The organism is Roseateles sp. P4_D2 (genome assembly GCF_056401875.1).
Map to the genome: position 1 here is coordinate 317977 of NZ_JBFUIM010000003.1, position 21558 is coordinate 339534.

Genomic DNA, 21558 nt, shown 5'->3' on the forward strand with positions numbered 1-21558 from the left:
TTACTTGGCCAGCGCGGCCTTGACCGCGGCCGACACTGCACTCATCTCTGCCACGTCGGCGAGTGCGGCCTTGGCAGCCGCCATGACCTTGCCCATGTCGCCCGGGCCGCTCGCGCCCAGCTCAGCCACGATGGCTCCGACCTTCTCAGCCACAGCCTCGGCCGACAGGCGCTCAGGCAGATAAGCCTGCAGCACCGCCAGCTCGGCGGTTTCCTTGGCAACGAGGTCGTCGCGGCCGGCGGCGGCGAACTGACTGATCGAGTCCTTGCGCTGCTTGATCAGCTTGTCGACGATGGCCACCAGGGCCGTGTCGTCCACAACGACGCGCTCGTCCACTTCCTTCTGCTTCACGGCGGCCAGCAGGCCACGGATGGTCAACAGACGATCGGCTTCCTTGGCGCGCATCGCGGCCTTCATGTCTTCGGTGATGCGGTCTTTGAGGCTCATGGCGTAGAGGGTATGAAAAAAACAAAAACCCGCGACAGCGTCCTGTGGCGGGTTTTGGTGTCAACCGGAGCTGTTATGGAAACAGGCTCCGGGTCGCGTCAGCCGATCAGAACAGCTTCTTGGGCAGCTGCATGCTGCGCACACGCTTGTAATGGCGCTTGACGGCGGCTGCCTTCTTGCGCTTGCGCTCGGCAGTGGGCTTCTCGTAGAACTCGCGGGCGCGAAGTTCGGTCAGCAGACCCAGCTTTTCGATGGTGCGCTTGAAGCGACGCAGGGCGACGTCGAACGGCTCGTTTTCCTTGACGCGGATGGTGGTCATTTATTTCCTTCAGATTGCGCTCGGTGTTCGCGGCTGGGATCAGCAGCAGGTTCCGGATTACTGCTTCTCTTGAGTCTTCTTCGAGAAGTGCAGCGAATCGACGCGCAGGTTTGCCAGCAAAGCCGGGGATTGTAGCCAGAAAATCAACGACTTGCCAAGATTCGCTCAAGCTGTTGTGGCGGTGTCCGCCATGGCCCGGGCGCAGGCAGCTGCACTGGCCCACGCCCATTGAAAGTTGTAGCCGCCCAGCCAGCCGGTCACGTCCACGACTTCACCGATGAAATACAGGCCCGGGACGCGCTTGCTCTCGAGCGTTTGCGAACTCAGTTCCTTGGTGCTGACGCCACCGCGCATGACTTCGGCCTTGCGCCAACCCTCGTCGCCGCTGGGCATCAGCTGCCAATCGTGCACGCTGCGGCCCAGGCGCTGCAGGTCGGCGTCGCGGCAGTCGGGCAGCGGTTTGGTGGCGTCCAGGTTTGCGCGCTCCAGCCAGACGGCCGCCAGGCGCTGCGGCAGGCGGGACGCAAATTCGTTGCCGAGTTGGCGGCGTGAGGTGGCCTTGGCCTGGACAAGTTCCTTCTCCAGTTGGAGGTCGGGCGCCAGATTGAGCTGCAGCGCCTGATCATCGGCGCGGTAGCTTGAGATCTGCAGGATGGCCGGGCCGCTGAGACCACGATGTGTGAACAGCAGGTCTTCAAGGAACCGCATGCGCGCTTTGCCACTGCCAACGCTGACTTCCACTGGCAACGACAACCCGGCCAGGGCAGCGAAGGGTGCCCAGGCGTCCGCATCGAAGGTCAGAGGCACCAGCGCCGGGCGCGGCTCCACGATGGCGTGCTCGAAGCGCTTGGCCAGTCGCAGGCCCCAGTCGCTGGCGCCGATCTTGGGCACAGGCAGCCCGCCGGTCGCGACGACGACGCGCGGCGCCAGCACCGGACCCTGGCTGGTGTCCAACTCGAAGCCACCTTCGGGCAGCCTGCGCACGTCCGCCACCGTGCAGGGCTGCCAGCGCGTCACGCCACCCGCCTCGCATTCCTTGACCAACATCTGGATGATCTGCTCAGCGGAGTCGTCGCAGAACAACTGGCCCTTGTGCTTCTCGTGGAAGGCGATGCCATAGCCCTGCACGAGCTTGATGAAGTCCTGCGGGGTGTAGCGGGCCAGGGCTGAGCGGCAGAAGGCGGGGTTTTCGGACAGGAAATTGGCCGGCCCGGCCTCACGATTCGTGAAATTGCACCGGCCGCCGCCCGAGATACGAATTTTTTCGGCCAGCTTGGGCGAGTGGTCGATCAGCAGCACCTTGAGACCCCGCTGGCCCGCCAGGCCAGCACAGAACAGCCCTGCCGCCCCCGCGCCCACCACCACCGCATCGAATCCCCGCATAGACCTCCCGTGAATGGGGCGGCATTGTCGTGGGTGGGCGCATCGAAACTCGTTAGGATTCACGCCGGGTAGCAAAAGGGTCTTCTAGGGGGGAGGCCCGATTCATGGGGTGGCACGGCCTTGCTGGTGCTGCTTTGGCCCCACTACAGTCCCCCGACACCTTTGGTATTCGCGGCATTGCGCCGCGAATACACGATGGCATCACAACGATCTCATGGACATGACCGCTGACCAGACCGCGATGCAGCCGCCGCCCGGCAGCTTGGCGCATTGGCTGGCAGGCCACGGAGAACTGGGCGGCGAGACACTGGCCGGCCTCATCTCGTTGATCGAGCCCCTGGGCAGCCAGGCGGCGATCAAGGCGATGTCCACCGGCCGATACGTATTTGCGAGCACGGGCCTGGCGCAGATGTTCGAGCGTGAAGCGGTGGTCGGCCACACGGACGCCGAGTTGCTCAAGGCCGACGAGACGACGGCCTTGCGTCGTGTCGAGCAGACGGTCATGGCCCAGCGTCACCCGGTCGTCAGCGAGCACAAGCTGGAAATCAACAGCCGTCGCCGCGAGTTCAGCGTCACCCGGCTGGCCCTGAGTGCCGACTTCCTGCTCTCGGTATGGCATGAGCGCACCGAGGAGCGCCACCGAGAGGCCCATCTGCAGCGCGCCCTGGCCCAGATCGAGCAGCAGCAGTCCTCCATCGAGCAGATCCGCCGCGAGCTGCAGCAGGGTTCGGGCCGCGACGATGTTTCGGGCCTTTACATGCGCGCCCAGTTCGACGACCAGCTGCTGCGCGAGATCGACCTTTCTTCGCGCGAGCATCGTGAGTTCGCCCTTGTCATCATTGCGCTGGATGCCTCGCCGACCATCACCGGCCTGGGTGATGACGCCCAACAGCGCCTGCTCGAGGGCATCGGTCGCATGCTGCGCGCCAACACGCGGGCGATGGACTCGGCCTGCCGCATCGGGCCGCAACGCTTTGCGGTGCTGCTGTCCGGCGTGGGCCTGGCGACGGCCCACGCACGCATGGAGCAGCTGCGCCGCCAGTGCGCGGCCCAGATCGTCGTGTTGAATGGCCAGGACCTGGGCTTGTCCATCTCGATGGGCGTGTCCAGCTTCCCGCATACCGCCTCGCGCCAGGACGAGCTGATGGCCGCCAGCGAAGCGGCCGTCCACGAGGCGCAACGCCGCGGTGGCAACCAGGTCGTGCTGGCGTCCATTGCCTTCGGCTAAAGCTCCGACAGCCCCTTGTAGAGCATGTAGGCCGCGAGCGCGAACAACAGCATCGCGAAGACCCTTTTCAGCTGAGCCACGTCCATGGCATGGGCTGCGCGTGCGCCGAGCGGTGCCATCGTCACGCTGGCCACGGCAATCAACGCCAGCGCTGGCAAATAGAGGTAGCCCACCGATCCTGGCAGGGCCGGCGTCAGCCCCCAACCGCCAATGACGTAGCCGAGCGTGTTCGCGACCGCGATCGGGAAGCCCAGGGCGGCGCTTGTCGCGACGGCGAGGTGCACCGGCACATTGCACCAGACCATGAAGGGCACGCTGACAAAGCCGCCACCAGCCCCCACCATGCCTGAAAGCAGGCCGATTCCCGCGCCCGCACTGAACTGGCCGGTCGTGCCAGGCATCTGCCGGCTGGGCGCCGGGCGCTTGTTGCGCAGCATCTGCCAACCCGAAAAGCTGACGAATGCGGCGAAGACCAAGGCCAGCCAGGCGCCTTTGAGAAGGGCGAACAGGCCGGCACCCGCCAGCAGGCCGCCGATGAGGATGCCGGGCGCCAAGCCCTTGACGAGATCCCAGCGCACCGCGCCGCGCTGGTGATGGGCGCGCACGCTGGACAGCGACGTGAACATGATGGTGGCCATGGACGTCGCGATGGCCATCTTGACCGCCAGGCCCGGCTCGACGCCGCGCTGGCTCAGGATGAAGGTCAGGACGGGCACCATCAGCATGCCGCCGCCGATGCCGAGCAATCCCGCGAGGAAGCCAGCCGCGAGGCCGAGTGCGAGCAGTTCCGCGGCGAGGGTGGCTGTCATTTGCCGTGCAGGCGCTTCAACACGGCTTGCCATTCGGCCGGCGTGACCGGCGTGATCGACAGCCGGCTGCCGCGCTCCAGCACGCGCATCGACGCGAGCTCCGGCGCCTCGCGCATTTCCTTCAGGCTCAGCAACCGCGTCGTCTCGCGCCAGCGCACGTCAACATGGACCCAGCGCGGTGCCTCGGGCTTGGACTTGGAGTCGTAGTAATGGCTGCCCGCGTCGAACTGCGTCGCATCCGGATAGGCCGCGCTGCTGACCTCGGCGAGGCCGGCGATGCCCGGCTCGGGGCAGGAGGAGTGATAGAAGAGCACGCCATCGCCCACCTGCATGTCGTCGCGCATGAAGTTGCGCGCCTGGTAGTTGCGGACGCCTGTCCATGGCAAAGTGCCGGCGCGTTGCAGGTCGAGGATCGAAGCCTCGTCGGGCTCTGATTTCATCAGCCAGTAGTTCATCAGCTGATGCTAAGCGGGAAGAAGGTGTCCACCGCAATCCGGGGGGCCGAGATCCTGAACACCCAGGGGTAATCAGGTGGGCGAGGTCAGCCGGACTTCGGGTTCATCTGACGCGAGACGATCACGCCCGTCCGGCATGTTCCAAGCCCTTGCTCATAGAGCATCGGATGAAGGAAATAAAGCCCCGGGGAAAGCGGTGGACGACGTGAATTCTAAGTCTTAGAGCAGCTGCCCGTCGTGACCGAGTGCTTCATCCAGGCGCTTGACGAGGGTATCGATTTCGGGCGTTGACACCGGCGTCTCACGCGAGGTGTCGGCGAGCTGATAGGCCAGGTTCAGCGCGGCCAATACGGCGATGCGTTCGCGTGCCTTGACCTTGCCGGCGTCGCGGATGGCGCTCATCTCGCGGTCCACCTGGGCCACGGCGGAGCTCAATGCAGCTTCGCCGCCTTCGGGGCAGCCGAGCAGATAGCTCTGGCCCATGATGGTCACTTCCATCTGCTTCATACGTCTTCCTTGGGCGTCTCGACGGGCAGGCGCTCCAGCAGCGCATCGACGCGCGCTCGCGCCGCATTCAGCCGTGAGCGCAGGCTGTCACGCTCTTGCGTGAGGGCCGCCACCTGCTCGAGCAGCAGGGTGTTGGTTCGGGTCAACTCGTCGTGGCGCAGCAGCAGGCGTTCGACGCGTTCGGTGAGGTCGCTGAGTTGGGCCATGGCGTGTGAGGGTTCAGGCGGCGGATTTTAGGTTCCGGCCGTAGTCGCATTCGTTGATGACCGCGCAAACATTGCACAGTGGCTTGCGCGCCTGGCAGACATAGCGGCCGTGCAGGATCAGCCAGTGATGGGCGTCAACCAGATAGTCGGTTGGCACGCGGTCCAGCAAGCCCAGCTCGACGGCCAGCGGCGTCTTGCCTGGTGCGAGGCCGGTGCGGTTGCTGACGCGGAAGATGTGCGTGTCAACCGCCATCGTCGGCTCGCCAAAAGCAACGTTGAGCACGACGTTGGCCGTCTTGCGGCCGACACCAGGCAAGGCTTCGAGATCGGGGCGTGAGCGTGGCACTTCGCCGCCATGCAGGTCGATCAGCATGCGGCAGGTCTGCAGCAGATGCCTAGCCTTGCTGCGGTACAGGCCGATGGTTTTGATGTGCGACTCGAGGCCTTCCTGGCCAAGGGCGAGGATCTGCGCGGGTGTGTTGGCAACCGCGAACAGTCGCCTGGTGGCCTTGTTGACACCCACGTCGGTGGCCTGGGCGGACAGCAGCACGGCGGTCAGCAACTCGAAGACGCTGGTGAACTCCAGTTCGGTCTGGGGCGCCGGGTTGGCAGCCTTGAGGATGGCGAAGAAGCGTTCGACTTGGCTCGCGTTCATGCCGCGATTGTCATGTCCGTTTGGCCCTGGCGCGGGCAAGCGCGGCTTCAATGGCCGCGCGCTTGCGGTCGAGCTGCGCGGGGTCGGTGATCGCAGATGCCGCCGGCAGGTCCGCCAGCTTGGCTTCGGCCTTGACAACCAGGCGCGCTGCGTTCTCTTCGGCTTCGCGATGGCGGCGGAACTGGCGAAAGGCGTAGCGCTCGCGCGCCTCGTCGGCCTGCGGCGGGCTCCAGGCCGCCCAGCCGGTGGCAGTGGTGACCTCGGGCATGGAGATGCAGTCGACCGGGCAGGCCGGTACGCACAGTTCGCAGCCGGTGCACTGAGCAGTGACGATCACGTGCATGGCCTTGGGTGCCCCGACGATGCAGTCGGCCGGGCAGGCCTTGATGCAGAGGGTGCAGCCGATGCACCAGGCTTCGTCGATGACGGCGACGCCACGCGTGGCTTCAATGCCGTTGACGGGATTCAATGGCAGGGCAGGGCGCCCGGTGATCGCGGCGAGTCGCGCAATGCCCTCTGCACCGCCAGGAGGGCATTGGTTGATCTCGGCCTCACTCGCGGTGATGGCGTCGGCGTAGCGGCGGCAGTCCGGGTAACCGCAGCGAGTGCATTGGGTCTGCGGCAGTGCGGCGTCGATCAGCTCCGCGAGGTTCACGCTGGATTCAAGCCTTGCGCTTGCGGGCCGCCGGCTTGGCTGTGGTCTTGGCCACCGCCACCTTGGCCGTCTTCTTTAGCGGCGCAGCTTCGTATTTGGCGATGAAGTCGCGCACTTCGGGATAGACCTTCTCGCGCCAGCGGCGGCCCGAGAAGATGCCGTAATGGCCGGCGCCAATGGCGTCGTAGTGGTACTGGTGCTGCTTGGCAACACCCGAGCAGATGTCGTGTGCCGCCTTGGTCTGACCGGCGCCGGAGATGTCGTCCAACTCGCCCTCGACAGTCAGCAGCGCGGTGGTCTTGATGTCCTGCGGGCGCACGAAGTGGCCGTCAACTGCCCAAGTGCCGTTCACCAGCGCGAAGTCCTGGAAGACGGTCTTGATGGTGTCGAGGTAGTACTCGGCCGGCATGTCGAGTACGGCGTTGTATTCGTCGTAGAACTTGCGGTGGGCTTCAGCGCTGTCATCGTCGCCGCGCACCAGGTCCAGGAAGTAGTCGTAGTGCGACGACAGGTGGCGGTCCGGATTCATCGCAACGAAGCCGGTGTGCTGCAGGAAGCCCGGGTAGACCTCGCGGCCGGCGCCCGGGAAGTTGGTCGGTACGCGGTAGATGACGTTGTTCTCGAACCAGCTGTAGCTGCGGTTCATGGCCAGGTTGTTGACGGCCGTCGGGCTCTTGCGGGCGTCGATGGGGCCACCCATCATGGTCATGCTGCGCGGCGTGGCTTCACCGGCGCTGGCCATCAGCGAGATGGCAGCCAGCACAGGCACGGTGGGCTGGCAGACGGAGATCACATGGCTGTCGGCGCCGCCGACGTGGCGGATGAACTCCTGCACGTAGTGGATGTAGTCGTCCAGGTGGAAGGGGCCGACTTCGAGCGGCACCATGCGCGCGTCGGTCCAGTCGGTGATGTAGACCTTGTGGTCCTTCAGCAGTTGCTTGACGGTTTCGCGCAGCAGCGTGCTGTGGTGGCCGGACAGCGGCGCCACGACCAGCACCGTGGGCTGGTCCTTCATCTTGGCCAGCACCTTGAGATCGTCGGTGTAACGCTTGAAGCGCAGCAGGCGGCAGAAGGGCTTCTCGAGCGCCACCAGCTCCTGCACCGCGACGTCGACGCCGTCGACCTCCACGGACTTGATGTCGAACTCAGGCTTCTCGTAGTCCTTGGCCAGCCGATGCATCAGGTCCAGGCCGGCAGACAGGCGCTGCGCCATCGGCGTGTGGGTGAACGGTGACAGCGGGTGGCTGTAGAGCTTGGCCGACGCGGCTGCGAACTCAGAGAAGGGACTGAGCAGCGCGCGCTGGGTTTCGAAGAACTGATACAGCATTGGCAAACCTTGAACTAGGGGCCGGGACGCCCCGATGGTGCCAGAAAACGCTTTCGGCCTTGTGCGCTGCAGCATCGGATGGGCGGTCAAACCGCCAATCCTGCGCACTTGGCTGGTGCATTGAAGGGTTTTTAGCCCTTGATGACCGCCGCCATCGCGCTGGCGACGGTGGGCAGATTGCCCTCATTCAGTGCGGCGACACAGATGCGGCCAGAGTCCACGCCATAGACGCCGAACTCGCTGCGCAGACGCTGCATCTGGGTGGCGTTCAAGCCCGAGTAGCTGAACATGCCCAGTTGCTCAGTGACGAAGGACAGATCCTGGGTCACGCCGGCAGCTTTCAGCGCGGCGACCAGCGCGCCGCGCATGGCCTTGATGCGCACACGCATGCCGGCCAGCTCCTCTTCCCAAAGCGCGCGCAGCTTGTCGTCGGACAGCACCTGGGCGACGACCTGGGCACCATGCGTGGGCGGGTTGGAGTAGTTGGTGCGGATCATGATCTTCAGCTGCGACAGCACGCGCACGGCTTCCTCGTCGCTGCTGCAGACCACGCTCAACGCGCCGCAGCGTTCGCCGTACAGCGAGAAGCTCTTGGAGAAGCTGGTCGACACAAAGAAACCGACACCGGCGGCCATGAACTGGCGCACCGCTTCGCCGTCTTCCTTCAGGCCGAAGCCGAAGCCCTGGTAGGCCATATCGAGGAAGGGCGTCAGGCCCTTGGCCTTGACGGCGGCGACGACCTGGGCCCACTGCTCGGCCGTGATGTCATAGCCGGTCGGGTTGTGGCAGCAGGCGTGCAGCACGACGACGGTGCCGGCGGGTGCGGCATTCAGCGCGGCCAACATGCCGTCGAAGTTGATGCCCTTCTTGGCCACGTCGTAATAGGGGTAGGTTTCGACCGTGAAGCCGGCCTGGGTGAAGAGGGCCCGGTGGTTCTCCCAGCTCGGGTCGGAGATCAGCACCTTGGAGGCGGGGTTGAGCTGCTTCAGGAAGTCGGCGCCGATCTTCAGCGCGCCGGTGCCGCCTAGGGCCTGCACGGTGGCGACGTTCTTCAGTTCGGAGCCGAAGACCAGCTTCTGAACGGCCTTGTCATAAGCGGCAATGCCATCAATGGGGAGGTAGCCGCGCGGCTTGGGGGCGGCGGCCATGGCGGCCTCGGCTTCGCGGACGCATTTCAACAGCGGCAGCTTGCCGGCTTCGTCGTAGTAGACGCCAACGCCGAGATTGACCTTGCCGGGGCGGGTGTCGGCGTTGAACTGTTCGTTCAGGCCGAGGATGGGGTCTCGGGGAGCAAGGGCGACATCGGCGAACAAAGACATGGCGGGTTCCTGAAGGGACGTTGGCAGGAGGGGAGGCTTGAAGAATCAGGGTCTGCGCTAACCTGACCGCTTCTGCATTGCAGCAATGCAGCGCAGCAATTTTGCCGCCGAACCCAGGGAATTCCCCATGCAAGAAGCCTTGAACGTCATGCCCAGTCCAGAAAGTGACTCGGAGGAACGCAAGGGCGAATTCGTCAGCTTCGAAGGCTCGCCGTTCCAGCTGTTCCAGCCTTTCCCGCCGGCGGGGGACCAGCCGACCGCCATCGCCAAGCTCATCGAAGGCATCAACGACGGCCTCAGCTACCAGACCCTGCTGGGCGTCACCGGTTCGGGCAAGACCTTCACGATGGCCAATGTCATCGCCCGCCTGGGGCGCCCGGCCATCGTCTTTGCGCCGAACAAGACGCTGGCGGCCCAGCTCTACAGCGAGTTCCGGGACTTCTTTCCGAACAACGCCGTCGAGTACTTCGTCAGCTATTACGACTATTACCAGCCCGAGGCTTATGTGCCGCAGCGCGATCTCTTCATCGAGAAGGACAGCGCGATCAACGAGCACATCGAGCAACTGCGGCTTTCGTGCACCAAGAGCCTGCTGGAGCGGCGCGACGTGATCATCGTGGCATCCGTATCGGCCATTTATGGCATCGGCAACCCGAGCGACTACCACCAGATGGTGATGACGCTGCGCGTGGGCGACAAGATGGGCCAGCGCGACGTCATCGCCCACCTGATCCGCATGCAGTACACCCGCAACGAAATGGAGTTCGTGCGCGGGCATTTCCGCGTGCGCGGCGACACCATCGATGTATTCCCGGCCGAACACTCGGAGCTGGCCATCCGCATCGAACTCTTCGACGACGAGATCGAGGCGCTGTCGCTGTTTGACCCTCTCACGGGGCAGATCCGCCAGAAGATCCCGCGCTTCACCGTTTACCCGAGCAGCCATTACGTGACGCCGCGCGACCGCGTGCTGGCGGCCACCGACGCGATCAAGGCGGAGCTGCGCGAGCGCGTTGACTTCTTCGTCAAGGAGGGCAAGCTGGTGGAGGCGCAGCGCGTCGAGCAGCGCACGCGCTTCGACCTGGAGATGCTGCAGGAGGTGGGCCACTGCAAAGGCATTGAGAACTACACGCGGCACCTGTCCGGCGCCGAGCCGGGCGACCCACCGCCGACGCTGGTGGACTACCTGCCCAAGGACGCCCTCATGTTCCTGGACGAGAGCCATGTGCTGATCGGCCAGTTCGGCGGCATGTACAACGGCGACCGGGCTCGCAAGACGACGCTGGTCGAGTACGGCTTCAGGCTGCCATCGGCCATGGACAACCGGCCGCTGAAGTTCGCCGAGTTTGAACGCAAGATGCGCCAGGCCGTCTTCGTGTCGGCCACGCCGGCCCAGTACGAGCAGGACAACGCCGGCCAGGTTGTGGAGCAGGTGGTGAGGCCCACCGGCCTGGTCGACCCCATCGTCGAGGTGAGGCCGGCGACGCACCAGGTGGACGACGTGCTGCAGGAGATCCGCCTGCGCGTCGAGGTCAACGAGCGCGTGCTGATCACGACGCTGACCAAGCGCATGGCCGAGCAGTTGACCGACTACCTCAGCGACAACGGCGTCAAGGTGCGCTATCTGCACTCGGACGTGGACACGGTCGAGCGCGTCGAGATCCTGCGCGACCTGCGCCTGGGCGCTTTCGACGTTTTGGTGGGCATCAACCTGCTGCGCGAAGGCCTGGACATCCCCGAGGTGTCGCTGGTCGCCATCCTGGACGCTGACAAGGAAGGTTTTTTGCGCGCCGAGCGCAGCCTGATCCAGACCATCGGCCGCGCGGCGCGCAACCTGAACGGCAAGGCCATCCTCTACGGTGACCGCATCACCGAGTCGATGCGCAAGGCCATCGGCGAGACCGAGCGGCGCCGCGCCAAGCAGGTCGCCTTCAACGCGGAAAACGGCATCACGCCGCGCAGCGTGACCAAGCGCATCAAGGACCTGATCGACGGCGTCTACTCCGCCGAATCCGGCCGCGACGACGCCAAGTTGCTGGCGGCGGCCAAGGTCGAGGACTTGTCCGAGAAGGATCTGGCCAAACGTATCGCCCAGCTCGAAAAGCAGATGCTGGAGCACGCCCGCAACCTCGAGTTCGAGCAAGCCGCCCGCATTCGCGATCAGCTGGGGCAATTGCGCGAGCAGGCCTTCGGCGCCCGCGTGCACGACAACATCGTGCCCCTGGACAGTGCCCGCAAGGCCGGTTCAGCCCGCTGAAGCTGCTGCGGCGCAGCAAAAGCCCGCCGAAACCTAGGGATACCTGCCGGCCATAGGAAGTGGCCGAGTAGTCGAGTAAAATCATCGGAAATGATTCGCTCGGCTATTGTCCGTGCGTCCCGGGTTAACCCCGATCATTTGTCCTGGACAAATCCTGTTCAGGCGCCTCGCAAAGGAGTTTCGTATGCGTCTCACCACCAAAGGCCGGTTTGCTGTCACCGCGATGTTGGACCTGGCGCTGCGCGAGAATACCGGCCCGGTCGCCCTGGCGGCGATCAGCCAACGGCAGCAGATTTCGCTCTCCTACCTGGAGCAGCTCTTCGGCAAGCTGCGCCGCCATGAACTGGTGGAAAGCACCCGTGGCCCCGGTGGCGGTTACTCGCTCGGCCGCAAGGCCGAGAACATCACCGTCGCCGACATCATCGTCGCCGTGGACGAGGCGCTGGACGCCACCGGTTGCGGCGGCAAGGAAAACTGCATGGGCGAGGACAGCGGCCGCTGCATCACCCATGAACTCTGGACCAATCTGAACGCCAAGATGATCGAGTACCTCGACTCCGTGTCCCTGCGCAAGCTTGCCGATGAGCAGTTGGCCAAGGGCTTCGAGGTCGAGGCCGCACCGATCAAGCGCGCCATCTCCAGCCAGCCCGTGCTCAAGCCCATCCGCGTGACGGCGCCGAATTCGGTCTTCGCCCTGGGTGGCGCGTTCAGCAAGTAAGAAGAACTCACAAGAAGTCGTTCCATGGACATGACCCCGCACTTCCCGATCTACCTCGACTACGGCGCGACGACGCCGTGCGATCCCCGCGTGGTGGACGCGATGATTCCCTGGTTGCGCGAGCACTTCGGCAACCCGGCGTCGCGCAGCCACGCCTGGGGCTGGGAAGCGGAAGAGGCGGTCGAGAAGGCGCGTGTGCAGGTCGCCGAGCTGATCGGTGCCGACCCGCGAGAGATCGTCTGGACGTCCGGCGCGACCGAGTCCAACAACCTGGCCCTGAAGGGCGCCGCGCAGTTCTACAAGACGCGTGGCAAGCACCTGATCACGGTCAAGACCGAGCACAAGGCCGTGCTCGACACCATGCGTGAGCTGGAGCGCCAGGGCTTCGAGGTGACCTACCTCGATGTGCTGGAAAACGGCCTCGTCGACCTGGAGGCCTTCAAGGCCGCGCTGCGCCCGGACACCATCCTGGCCTCGGTCATGTACGTGAACAACGAGATCGGCGTCATCCAGGACGTCGTTGCGCTGGGCAATCTCTGCCGTGAGCGCGGCGTCATCTTCCACGTCGACGCGGCCCAGGCCACCGGCAAGGTCGCCATCGACATGGCCAAGCTGCCCATCGACCTGCTGAGCCTGGCTTCTCACAAGACCTACGGCCCCAAGGGCATCGGCGCCCTGTATGTGCGTCGCAAGCCACGGGTGCGCCTGGAAGCGCAGATGCACGGCGGTGGCCACGAGCGCGGCATGCGCTCCGGCACGCTGCCCGTGCACCAGATCGTCGGCATGGGCGAGGCCTTCCGTATCGCCCGCGAGGAAATGGGCGCCGAGAGCGAACGCATCCGCGCACTGCACAACAAGCTGATCAAGGGCCTGTCCGGTATCGAGCAGACCTTCATCAACGGTGACCTCGAGCACCGCGTGCCGCACAACCTGAACATCTCGTTCAATTACGTCGAGGGCGAGTCGCTGATCATGGGCGTCAAGGGCCTGGCGGTGTCGTCGGGCTCGGCTTGCACGTCGGCGAGCCTGGAGCCCAGCTATGTGCTGCGCGCACTGGGCCGCAGCGACGAGCTGGCGCACAGTTCGCTGCGCATGACCATCGGCCGTTTCACGACCGAAGAAGAAATCGACTACGCGATCAGCGTGCTGACCGACCGCGTGGCCAAGCTGCGCGAACTGTCCCCGCTTTGGGACATGTACAAGGACGGCATCGACATCTCGACCATCCAGTGGGCTGCCCACTGACGGACGACAGCCCACTGCGGACTGTCGTCCGCGGTGGGCAGGCCAAGGGGCTTGCAAGCCCCTTGGCAACCTAGAAGGAGAACACCATGGCATACAGCGAAAAGGTCGTTGACCACTACGAGAACCCCCGCAACGTCGGCAAGTTCGACAACGGCGATGACGACATCGGCACCGGCATGGTCGGCGCGCCCGCCTGCGGCGACGTGATGAAGCTGCAGATCAAGGTCAACCCGGCGACCGGCCTAATCGAGGACGCCAAGTTCAAGACCTATGGCTGCGGCTCGGCCATCGCCTCCAGCTCGCTCGTGACCGAATGGGTCAAGGGCAAGACGCTGGACCAGGCGCTGACGATCAAGAACACGCACATCGCCGAAGAGCTGGCGCTGCCGCCGGTCAAGATTCACTGCTCCATCCTGGCTGAAGACGCCATCAAGGCAGCGGTGGACGACTACCGCGCCAAGCACGCCAACTGACATGTCCGTCACGCTGACCGAAGCCGCAGCCCGCCACGTCAAGCGCTACATCGCCAAGCGCGGCAAGGGCGTGGGCGTGCGGCTGGGCGTGAAAACGACCGGCTGCTCGGGCCTGGCCTACAAGCTGGAATACGCCGATGAGGTGGCGCCAGAGGACGTGATCTTCGAGGGCCATGAGGTCAAGATCCTCATCGACCCCAAGAGCCTGCCTTACCTCGACGGCACCGAGCTGGACTTCGTCCGCGAAGGCCTCAACGAAGGCTTCAAGTTCCGCAATCCGCGCGAGAAAGACAAGTGCGGCTGCGGCGAGTCCTTCCGTGTCTGAAACTCGCTGACTCGACGACAGGCGCGGTGTGAACCGCGCCTTTTGCTTTTCCACTCTGCCATGCGCCTGACCGACAACGATTTCCAGCTCTTCGGCCTGCCTGAACAGCAGGCCCAGGTGCGCGCCGACATCGATGCGCGCTGGAAGTCGCTGCAGGCCGAGGTCCACCCGGATCGCTTTGCGTCGGAAGGTGCTGCCGCCCAGCGCCTGGCCATGCAGTGGGCCATGCGTGTCAACGAGGCCCACCAACGTCTGCGCGACCCGCTCAGGCGCGCCGCCTATCTGTGCGAGCTGCGTGGTGCGCCGGTTCAAGCCGAGAACAACACGCAGATGCCCGCGGCCTTCCTGATGCAGCAGATGGAATGGCGCGAATCGCTTGACGACGCCGACGGCGAAGCCGCCCTCCAGGCACTGGATGACGACGCGGCGCAAGCCGAAACCTCTGCGCTTGCCACCGTGCAGCGTCTGCTCGACGAAGCCGGCGACGCGCCGGCTGCCGCATCCCAGGTCCGCGCGCTGATGTTCATCCAGCGCTTCCGTGCCGATATCGACCAGCGCCTCGCCGCGCTGGATGCCTGAACACCATGGCTCTTCTCCAAATCTCCGAACCCGGCGCCTCGCCCGACCCGCACCAGCGCCGCATCGCCGTGGGCATCGACCTCGGCACGACGCATTCCCTCGTCGCCGCCGTTCGCCACGGCGTGGCCGAATGCCTGCCCGACGAACAGGGCAGGGTCATCCTGCCGTCCGCCGTGCGCTACCTGCCAGAAGGCCGCCGCCAGATCGGCGCTGACGCGCTCGCGGCCCAGGCCGAAGACCCCGAGAACACCATCGTCTCGGTCAAGCGCTTCATGGGCCGCGGCCTGGCCGACGTGGCCAACCGCGAGCAGCTGCCCTATCAGTTCGAGGACCGTCCCGGCATGTTGGCCGTTGCCACGCGCGACGGCGTGAAGAGCCCGGTCGAGGTGTCCGCCGAGATTCTGGCTACGCTGCGTTTTCGCGCCGAGGACAGCTTTGTCGACGACCTGTTCGGTGCCGTCATCACGGTGCCGGCCTACTTCGATGACGCCCAGCGCCAGGCTACCAAGGACGCCGCCGAGCTGGCCGGCCTCAAGGTATTGCGCCTCATCAACGAGCCGACCGCTGCTGCCATCGCCTACGGCCTGGACAACGCCAGCGAAGGCTTGTACGCGGTCTACGACCTGGGTGGCGGCACCTTCGACATATCGTTGCTGCGCCTGACGCGCGGCGTGTTCGAGGTCGTCGCGACCGGCGGAGATGCGGCTCTGGGCGGCGATGACTTCGACCGCGTGCTGGCCGACTGGGCGCTCGCCGATCGCGTCGTCGAATCTGCGCATGACAAGCGCGCCGTCCTCGTCGCCGCACGTGCGGCCAAGGAGGCGCTGTCTGACGCTGACTCGACCGAATTGGTCGCCGCGCTGGACGCGGGTGAACTGCGCGTGATCGTTTCGCGCGAGCAGTTCGAGCAACTGGCCCAACCGCTGATCGCCAAGACGCTTTCGTCCGTGAAACGCGTGCTGCGCGACGCCAAGGTCAAGGCGGCCGATGTGGCGGGCACCGTCATGGTCGGCGGCTCCACGCGCATGCCCATCGTGCGCCATGCGGTGGGCGCGCTGTTCGGCCGCGAAGTGCTGACCAACCTGAATCCCGACGAGGTCGTCGCGCTGGGTGCCGCCATCCAGGCCAACCAGCTCGCCGGGAACGCGGCCGATGGCGAGATCCTGCTGCTGGACGTGATCCCGCTGTCGCTGGGTCTTGAAACCATGGGCGGCCTGACTGAGCGAGTCATCGAGCGCAACTCGACCATCCCCGTCGCCAAGGCCCAGGACTTCACGACCTTCAAGGACGGCCAGACGGCGCTCGCCATTCACGTTGTGCAGGGCGAGCGCGAGTTGGTCAGCGAATGCCGGTCGCTGGCGCGCTTCGAGCTGCGCGGCATCCCGCCCATGGTGGCCGGCGCGGCGCGCATCCGCGTCAGCTTCCAGGTCGATGCCGACGGATTGCTGAACGTATCGGCTGAGGAGCTGACCTCGGGCGTGCAGGCGGCCATCACCGTGAAGCCCAGCTACGGCCTCGGCGACGACGAGATTGCCAACATGCTGAAGGATGGTTTTGCCAGCGCCGAGGGCGACATGGCGGCGCGCAAGCTGCGCGAGGCCAAGGTGGAGGCCGAGCGCATGGTCCTCGCGACGCGCAGCGCGCTGGCCGCCGATGGCGACCTGCTGCCCGAAGCCGAGCGTGAGGCGCTAGAGGCGCGCCTGTTGGCCCTGGCCAAGATGGATGGCGATGCCGATGCCATCGATGCGGCCGTCAAGGCGCTGGCCGAGGCGACCGAAGGTTTTGCCGCCGAGCGCATGAACCGCTCCATCGCCCGCGCGCTGACCGGCCGTGCCGTCAACCAGATTTGAGAACTGACATGCCCGTCATCAAGATCCTTCCCCACGCCGAGTATTGCCCCGACGGCGCCAGCATCACCGCTACGCCCGGCACGTCGATCTGCGAAGCGCTGCTGGCCAACGACATCCACATCGAGCACGCCTGTGACCAGGTCTGCGCCTGCACGACCTGTCACGTGATCGTGCGTGAGGGCGGCCGTTCGCTGAGCGAGATGGAAGAAGACGAAGAGGACATGCTGGACCGCGCCTGGGGGCTGGAGCCCGACTCGCGCCTGTCCTGCCAGGCGCTGTTGCGCCAGCAGGACGTCACGGTTGAGATTCCCAAATACTCGATCAACCACGCCAAGGAAGGTAAGTGAATTCGGTTCAGCGCATCCTTGGGTTCGAGTCGTCCTGCGACGAGACCGGGGTTGCGCTTGTCGAGATCGATGGCAATGCGCCGCCGCGGCTGGTGGCGCAGGCGCTGCACAGCCAGATCACGATGCACCAGGCCTACGGCGGCGTCGTGCCCGAGTTGGCCTCGCGAGATCATGTGCGCCGCGTGCTGCCGCTGACGCGCGAGGTTCTGTCCCAGGCCGGCTTGGCGCTGCAGGACGTCGATCTGATCGCCTACACGCAGGGCCCCGGCCTCGCGGGGGCGTTGCTGGTGGGCGCCGGCGTGGCGGTGTCGCTGGCCGCTGCGCTCGATGTGCCGGCGCTGCCCATCCATCACCTGGAAGGGCATCTGCTGTCGCCCTTCCTGTCGACAGACCCGCCGGAGTTTCCCTTTGTCGCGCTGCTGGTCAGCGGCGGCCACACGCAACTGATGCGCGTGGACGGCGTGGGCAGCTACGAGATCCTCGGCGAGACCATCGACGACGCGGCCGGCGAGGCCTTCGACAAGAGTGCCAAGCTGCTCGGCCTGCCTTACCCCGGCGGCCCGCATCTGGCACGCATGGCCGAATTCGGTAACCCGGAGGCTTTCGCGCTACCGCGTCCGCTGCTGCACAGCGGCAAGCCGGATTTCAGCTTTGCCGGCCTGAAGACGGCGGTGTTGACGCAAGTCAAGAAGATTGGCGATTCGCCATGTGACCAGACACGCGCCGACTTGGCCGCCTCCACACAGGCGGCCATCGTCGAGGTGCTGGTGAAGAAGTCGCTGCTGGCCTTGAAGATGACCGGGCTCAAGCGCCTCGTCGTCGCCGGTGGTGTTGGCGCCAACGCCAAGCTGCGCGAGCAATTGAACGCCGCTTGCGCCAAACGAGGCGTGCGCGTGCACTACCCCGAGTTGTCTCTGTGCACCGACAACGGCGCCATGATCGCGATGGCCGCCGCGCTGCGGGTGCAGCGCGGCATGGCCAATCCCAGCCACGATGGCGGCTTTGCAGTCCGCCCGCGCTGGGACCTGACTGCGGCTTAGTTGACCGTCAGCTGGCCGCCGTTTTCGGCAACGCGCTTGACCAGATTTAGCGTCAGCACGCCGTTCTCGAAGCGGGCTTCGGATTGGCCCTGGTCGATCTCGGCCGGCAGCGAGAAGCTGCGGGCATAGCTGGCGGCGCGGCGCTCGCGGTACAGCACGCGGGAACCGTCAGTCGGCGCAGCCGCTTCTTCGGTGGCGGTCTCGATGTTGACGCGGCGGCCTTCGATGCGGACCTTGACGGCATCCTTGGCCACGCCAGGCATGTCGACCGTCACGCGGTAGGCCTTGTCGTCCTCGCTGACGTCGAGGGCCGGGGTGCGAGTGGCATTGGCCTCCGCATCAAACTGGCGCAGGACGCGGGCGACATGGCGGGGGTGGGTCAGATAGAACATGGTGAAACTCCGTGGCGGTTTGACGCTGCTTCGAAGGGTCGGGAGCAGCACCCGATGACCCAGAGATGTGGCGGTGTGAGAGCGCTTCAAGAGCCTTTCATGCGCTGACGAATAGAAGTCACGCATTTGCAGGGCAGGGCGGTTTTGGCTCTTGAAACCAGCATCCACGTCCACATGTCCGCTCGCTTGGCCTGCCGCGGTTTGGGGCTCCCACCGCTTTCGGCTAGAATCCGCAGGTTTTGCGCGTCCAACGTCCTTGTTGGGCTGCAGAACACCAGCACGGCTCGGGGCGGTTTCCCCCTTGTCCGCAAGTCAACCCCGGAAACCGTCTGCGGCAGCGCCAGTAGTTGCGTCTCGCCCGGCCGGACTTCCGAAACCTTTTGGAAAACAAATGTCCATCGCCGAAAAGAAGGCCGAGATCGTCAAGGCCAACGCACGCAGCGCCAATGACACCGGCTCGCCGGAAGTCCAGGTCGCCCTGCTGACCGCCCGCATCAACGACCTGACGCCCCATTTCAAGACCCACGCCAAGGACCACCACGGTCGCCGCGGTCTGCTGAAGATGGTCAACACCCGCAAGAGCCTGCTGGCCTACCTTAAGCGCGTTGATTCCAGCCGTTATGTCGCGCTGATCGCCAAGCTGGGCCTGCGCAAGTAATTCGCCCCATCCGACATGGAGCCTGTCTGGTCCTCAAGCCCAGTACAGGCTCTTTGTCCATCTATCTACCGGAACCGAGCTGACGTGGTGTCGGATCATTCCAAGACGGTTTTTTCGAGCCGCCCTGGAATGGCATCTGGACCAAACCCAGTCTCGTTCCCGGTTCCCCCGGGTGCCCCCGCACCCACCACAACCAGGAGATGAGCATGTCCATTTTCAACAAGGTCACGAAGTCCTTCCAATGGGGCCGCCACAACGTCGTGCTGGAAACGGGTGAAGTCGCCCGCCAGTCCACCGGCGCCGTCCTTGTCAACATCGAAGGCACCGTCGTGCTGGCCACCGTGGTCGCCAAGACCGAAGCCAAGGCCGGCCAGGACTTCTTCCCACTGACCGTCGACTACCTCGAGAAAACCTATGCCGCCGGCAAGATCCCCGGCAGCTTCTTCAAGCGCGAGGGCCGCCCCTCCGAGCACGAGACGCTGACCAGTCGCCTGATCGACCGCCCGATCCGCCCGCTGTTCCCGGAAGGCTTCTTCAATGAAGTCCAGGTCGTCATCCACGTGGTGAGCCTGAACCCCGAAGTCCAGGCCGACATCGCCGCGCTGATCGGCACGTCCGCTGCGCTGGCCATCTCCGGCATCCCCTTCAATGGCCCGATCGGTGCCGCCCGCGTGGGCTACGTCAACGGCGAATACGTGCTGAACCCCAGCAAGTCCGAACTGGCCAACAGCCAGATGGACCTGGTCGTCGCCGGCACGCAAGCCGCCGTGCTGATGGTCGAGTCTGAAGCCTCGGGCCTGTCTGAAGAAATCATGCTCGGCGCCGTGGTCTACGGCCACGAGCAAGGCAATGTCGCCATCGCCGCCATCAATGACATGGTGCGTGACGCCGGCAAGCCGACCTGGACCTGGACTGCCCCCGCCAAGGACGAGGCCTTCATTGCCAAGGTCAACGGCCTGGCCGAAGGCTCCCTGCGCGAGGCCTACCAGATCCGCTCCAAGCAAGCCCGCACGCAAGCCTGCCGCAGCGTGACGTCCAGCGTCTTCGCCGCGCTGAAGGACGAAGGCGTCGCTTTCGACAAGGTCGAGGTCGAAGGTCTGCTGTTCGAGATCGAAGCCCGCATCGTGCGCAGCCAGATCCTGGCCGGCGAGCCGCGCATCGACGGTCGCGACACCCGCACCGTGCGTCCCATCGAAATCCGCAACGGCATCCTGCCGCGCACCCACGGCTCGGCGCTGTTCACGCGCGGCGAGACGCAGGCCCTGGTCATCGCGACCCTGGGCACGGACCGTGACGCCCAGCGCATCGACGCGCTGGACGGCGAGTTCGAAGACCGCTTCATGATGCACTACAACATGCCCCCCTTCGCCACCGGCGAGACGGGTCGTGTGGGTTCGCCGAAGCGCCGCGAAATCGGCCACGGCCGTCTGGCCAAGCGCGCGCTGATCGCCGCACTGCCGAGCAAGGAAGACTTCCCCTACTCGCTGCGCGTCGTCTCGGAAATCACCGAGTCCAACGGCTCCTCGTCGATGGCTTCCGTCTGCGGCGGCTGCCTTGCACTGATGGACGCCGGCGTGCCGATGAAGGCCCACGTGGCTGGCATCGCCATGGGCCTGATCAAGGACGCCAACCGGTTCGCCGTGCTGACCGACATCCTGGGTGATGAAGATCACCTCGGCGACATGGACTTCAAGGTGGCCGGCACGACGACCGGCATCACCGCCCTGCAGATGGACATCAAGATCCAGGGCATCACCAAGGAAATCATGCAGGTCGCCCTGGCGCAAGCCAAGGAAGCCCGCCTGCACATCCTGGGCAAGATGGTCGAGGCCATGGGCACGGCCAACACCGAGGTGTCGCAATTCGCGCCCCGCCTGTACACGATGAAGATCAACCCGGAGAAGATCCGTGACGTCATCGGCAAGGGCGGCTCCACGATCCGCGCGCTGACCGAAGAGACCGGCACGACCATCGACATCGGCGAAGACGGCACCATCACGATCGCTTCCACGGACGCCGACAAGGCTGAACTGGCCAAGAAGCGCATCCAGGAAATCACGGCGGAAGTCGAAGTCGGCAAGGTCTACGAAGGCCCGATCACCAAGATCCTGGACTTCGGTGCTCTCGTGAACCTGCTGCCTGGCAAGGACGGCCTGCTGCACATCAGCCAGATCGCCCACCAGCGCGTCGAGAAGGTCACCGACTTCCTGAGCGAAGGCCAGATCGTCAAGGTCAAGGTCCTGGAGACGGACGAGAAGGGCCGCATCAAGCTGTCGATGAAGGCACTGCTGGACCGTCCCGAGCGTGAAGCTGCTCCGATGCCGGCCGCTGACCACACGCCGCCCGCCGCAGAATAATTGCGAG

The 21558-nt window shown here is 65.2% G+C and carries 24 protein-coding genes; 12 read left to right on the plus strand and 12 right to left on the minus strand.

The window, feature by feature from the left end:
- The 3 genes from AC1DW0_RS07210 to AC1DW0_RS07220 form a co-directional block, all read right to left on the minus strand.
- A complete protein-coding gene (locus AC1DW0_RS07210) occupies nucleotides 1-447 on the minus strand; it encodes a GatB/YqeY domain-containing protein (protein ID WP_457354113.1) in 447 nt (148 codons plus the stop codon).
- 106 nt (nucleotides 448-553) lie between these two features.
- On the minus strand, nucleotides 554-766 hold the full coding sequence (rpsU, locus tag AC1DW0_RS07215) for a 30S ribosomal protein S21 (RefSeq protein WP_056196873.1): 213 nt from the start codon (nucleotides 764-766) through the stop codon (nucleotides 554-556).
- Between the two features lie 165 nt (nucleotides 767-931).
- Nucleotides 932-2149 carry a BaiN/RdsA family NAD(P)/FAD-dependent oxidoreductase gene (locus AC1DW0_RS07220; RefSeq protein WP_457354110.1) on the minus strand — a complete coding sequence of 406 codons (1218 nt, stop codon included), beginning with the start codon at nucleotides 2147-2149 and terminating at the stop codon, nucleotides 932-934.
- A 214-nt stretch (nucleotides 2150-2363) separates the two neighbouring features.
- On the opposite strand from AC1DW0_RS07220, the gene AC1DW0_RS07225 reads away from it, so the two are divergent.
- Nucleotides 2364-3377 carry a GGDEF domain-containing protein gene (locus tag AC1DW0_RS07225; protein ID WP_457354108.1) on the plus strand — a complete coding sequence of 338 codons (1014 nt, stop codon included), beginning with the start codon at nucleotides 2364-2366 and terminating at the stop codon, nucleotides 3375-3377.
- Here AC1DW0_RS07225 and AC1DW0_RS07230 read toward each other — a convergent pair.
- The 8 genes from AC1DW0_RS07230 to AC1DW0_RS07265 all read right to left on the minus strand — a co-directional run bounded on the left by AC1DW0_RS07230 (nucleotide 3374) and on the right by AC1DW0_RS07265 (nucleotide 9310).
- Nucleotides 3374-4186 (minus strand): sulfite exporter TauE/SafE family protein, encoded by an 813-nt coding sequence (locus AC1DW0_RS07230; protein WP_457323802.1) that lies wholly within the window; start codon nucleotides 4184-4186, stop codon nucleotides 3374-3376. The two genes, AC1DW0_RS07225 and AC1DW0_RS07230, sit on opposite strands and share 4 nt — an antisense overlap.
- Nucleotides 4183-4641, minus strand: coding sequence for an EVE domain-containing protein (locus tag AC1DW0_RS07235; RefSeq protein ID WP_457354107.1), 459 nt, complete (start codon nucleotides 4639-4641; stop codon nucleotides 4183-4185). The genes AC1DW0_RS07230 and AC1DW0_RS07235 overlap by 4 nt, the downstream gene beginning before the upstream one ends.
- A gap of 219 nt (nucleotides 4642-4860) precedes the next feature.
- Nucleotides 4861-5148: a cell division protein ZapA gene (locus AC1DW0_RS07240; protein WP_056196881.1), complete on the minus strand. Its 288-nt coding sequence runs from the start codon at nucleotides 5146-5148 to the stop codon at nucleotides 4861-4863.
- A complete protein-coding gene (locus AC1DW0_RS07245) occupies nucleotides 5145-5354 on the minus strand; it encodes a hypothetical protein (RefSeq protein ID WP_056196883.1) in 210 nt (69 codons plus the stop codon). The genes AC1DW0_RS07240 and AC1DW0_RS07245 overlap by 4 nt, the downstream gene beginning before the upstream one ends.
- A 13-nt stretch (nucleotides 5355-5367) precedes the next feature.
- Complete coding sequence (gene nth / locus AC1DW0_RS07250) at nucleotides 5368-6009, minus strand: endonuclease III (RefSeq protein ID WP_457354105.1); 642 nt, start codon at nucleotides 6007-6009, stop codon at nucleotides 5368-5370.
- Between the two features lie 10 nt (nucleotides 6010-6019).
- Nucleotides 6020-6664: an electron transport complex subunit RsxB gene (rsxB, locus tag AC1DW0_RS07255; RefSeq protein WP_457354103.1), complete on the minus strand. Its 645-nt coding sequence runs from the start codon at nucleotides 6662-6664 to the stop codon at nucleotides 6020-6022.
- 7 nt (nucleotides 6665-6671) lie between these two features.
- Complete coding sequence (locus AC1DW0_RS07260) at nucleotides 6672-7991, minus strand: polyhydroxyalkanoate depolymerase (protein ID WP_057299630.1); 1320 nt, start codon at nucleotides 7989-7991, stop codon at nucleotides 6672-6674.
- A 131-nt stretch (nucleotides 7992-8122) separates the two neighbouring features.
- The gene (locus AC1DW0_RS07265) at nucleotides 8123-9310 is read right to left on the minus strand and encodes an amino acid aminotransferase (protein WP_457354099.1); all 1188 of its coding nucleotides are present in this window, start codon (nucleotides 9308-9310) and stop codon (nucleotides 8123-8125) included.
- 127 nt (nucleotides 9311-9437) lie between these two features.
- Between AC1DW0_RS07265 and uvrB the strand changes: the two genes are divergently transcribed.
- From uvrB to tsaD, 9 genes are all read left to right on the plus strand, one after another.
- Nucleotides 9438-11567, plus strand: coding sequence for an excinuclease ABC subunit UvrB (gene uvrB, locus AC1DW0_RS07270; protein ID WP_477945262.1), 2130 nt, complete (start codon nucleotides 9438-9440; stop codon nucleotides 11565-11567).
- A 184-nt stretch (nucleotides 11568-11751) separates the two neighbouring features.
- Nucleotides 11752-12285, plus strand: a complete 534-nt coding sequence (gene iscR / locus AC1DW0_RS07275) for a Fe-S cluster assembly transcriptional regulator IscR (protein ID WP_477945263.1) — start codon at nucleotides 11752-11754, stop codon at nucleotides 12283-12285.
- A gap of 24 nt (nucleotides 12286-12309) precedes the next feature.
- Nucleotides 12310-13530, plus strand: coding sequence for an IscS subfamily cysteine desulfurase (locus AC1DW0_RS07280; protein WP_477945264.1), 1221 nt, complete (start codon nucleotides 12310-12312; stop codon nucleotides 13528-13530).
- Between the two features lie 86 nt (nucleotides 13531-13616).
- Nucleotides 13617-14003, plus strand: a complete 387-nt coding sequence (iscU, locus tag AC1DW0_RS07285) for a Fe-S cluster assembly scaffold IscU (protein ID WP_056196896.1) — start codon at nucleotides 13617-13619, stop codon at nucleotides 14001-14003.
- A 1-nt stretch (nucleotide 14004) separates the two neighbouring features.
- Entirely contained in the window at nucleotides 14005-14328 is a 324-nt protein-coding gene (gene iscA, locus AC1DW0_RS07290; protein ID WP_056196898.1) for an iron-sulfur cluster assembly protein IscA, read from the plus strand.
- A gap of 60 nt (nucleotides 14329-14388) precedes the next feature.
- Complete coding sequence (hscB, locus tag AC1DW0_RS07295; RefSeq protein WP_056196900.1) at nucleotides 14389-14907, plus strand: Fe-S protein assembly co-chaperone HscB; 519 nt, start codon at nucleotides 14389-14391, stop codon at nucleotides 14905-14907.
- Between the two features lie 5 nt (nucleotides 14908-14912).
- The gene (gene hscA / locus AC1DW0_RS07300) at nucleotides 14913-16757 is read left to right on the plus strand and encodes a Fe-S protein assembly chaperone HscA (RefSeq protein ID WP_477945265.1); all 1845 of its coding nucleotides are present in this window, start codon (nucleotides 14913-14915) and stop codon (nucleotides 16755-16757) included.
- An 8-nt stretch (nucleotides 16758-16765) separates the two neighbouring features.
- Nucleotides 16766-17104: an ISC system 2Fe-2S type ferredoxin gene (fdx, locus tag AC1DW0_RS07305; RefSeq protein WP_056196904.1), complete on the plus strand. Its 339-nt coding sequence runs from the start codon at nucleotides 16766-16768 to the stop codon at nucleotides 17102-17104.
- Entirely contained in the window at nucleotides 17101-18144 is a 1044-nt protein-coding gene (gene tsaD / locus AC1DW0_RS07310) for a tRNA (adenosine(37)-N6)-threonylcarbamoyltransferase complex transferase subunit TsaD (protein WP_457354092.1), read from the plus strand. The genes fdx and tsaD overlap by 4 nt, the downstream gene beginning before the upstream one ends.
- Here tsaD and AC1DW0_RS07315 read toward each other — a convergent pair.
- A complete protein-coding gene (locus tag AC1DW0_RS07315) occupies nucleotides 18141-18536 on the minus strand; it encodes an Hsp20/alpha crystallin family protein (RefSeq protein ID WP_056196906.1) in 396 nt (131 codons plus the stop codon). The two genes, tsaD and AC1DW0_RS07315, sit on opposite strands and share 4 nt — an antisense overlap.
- A gap of 391 nt (nucleotides 18537-18927) precedes the next feature.
- Here AC1DW0_RS07315 and rpsO point away from each other — a divergent pair, with 391 nt between their 5' ends.
- Nucleotides 18928-19194 carry a 30S ribosomal protein S15 gene (rpsO, locus tag AC1DW0_RS07320; protein WP_057299620.1) on the plus strand — a complete coding sequence of 89 codons (267 nt, stop codon included), beginning with the start codon at nucleotides 18928-18930 and terminating at the stop codon, nucleotides 19192-19194.
- A gap of 206 nt (nucleotides 19195-19400) precedes the next feature.
- Nucleotides 19401-21551 (plus strand): polyribonucleotide nucleotidyltransferase, encoded by a 2151-nt coding sequence (gene pnp, locus AC1DW0_RS07325; protein WP_457354090.1) that lies wholly within the window; start codon nucleotides 19401-19403, stop codon nucleotides 21549-21551.
- Nucleotides 21552-21558 lie beyond the last annotated feature (7 nt).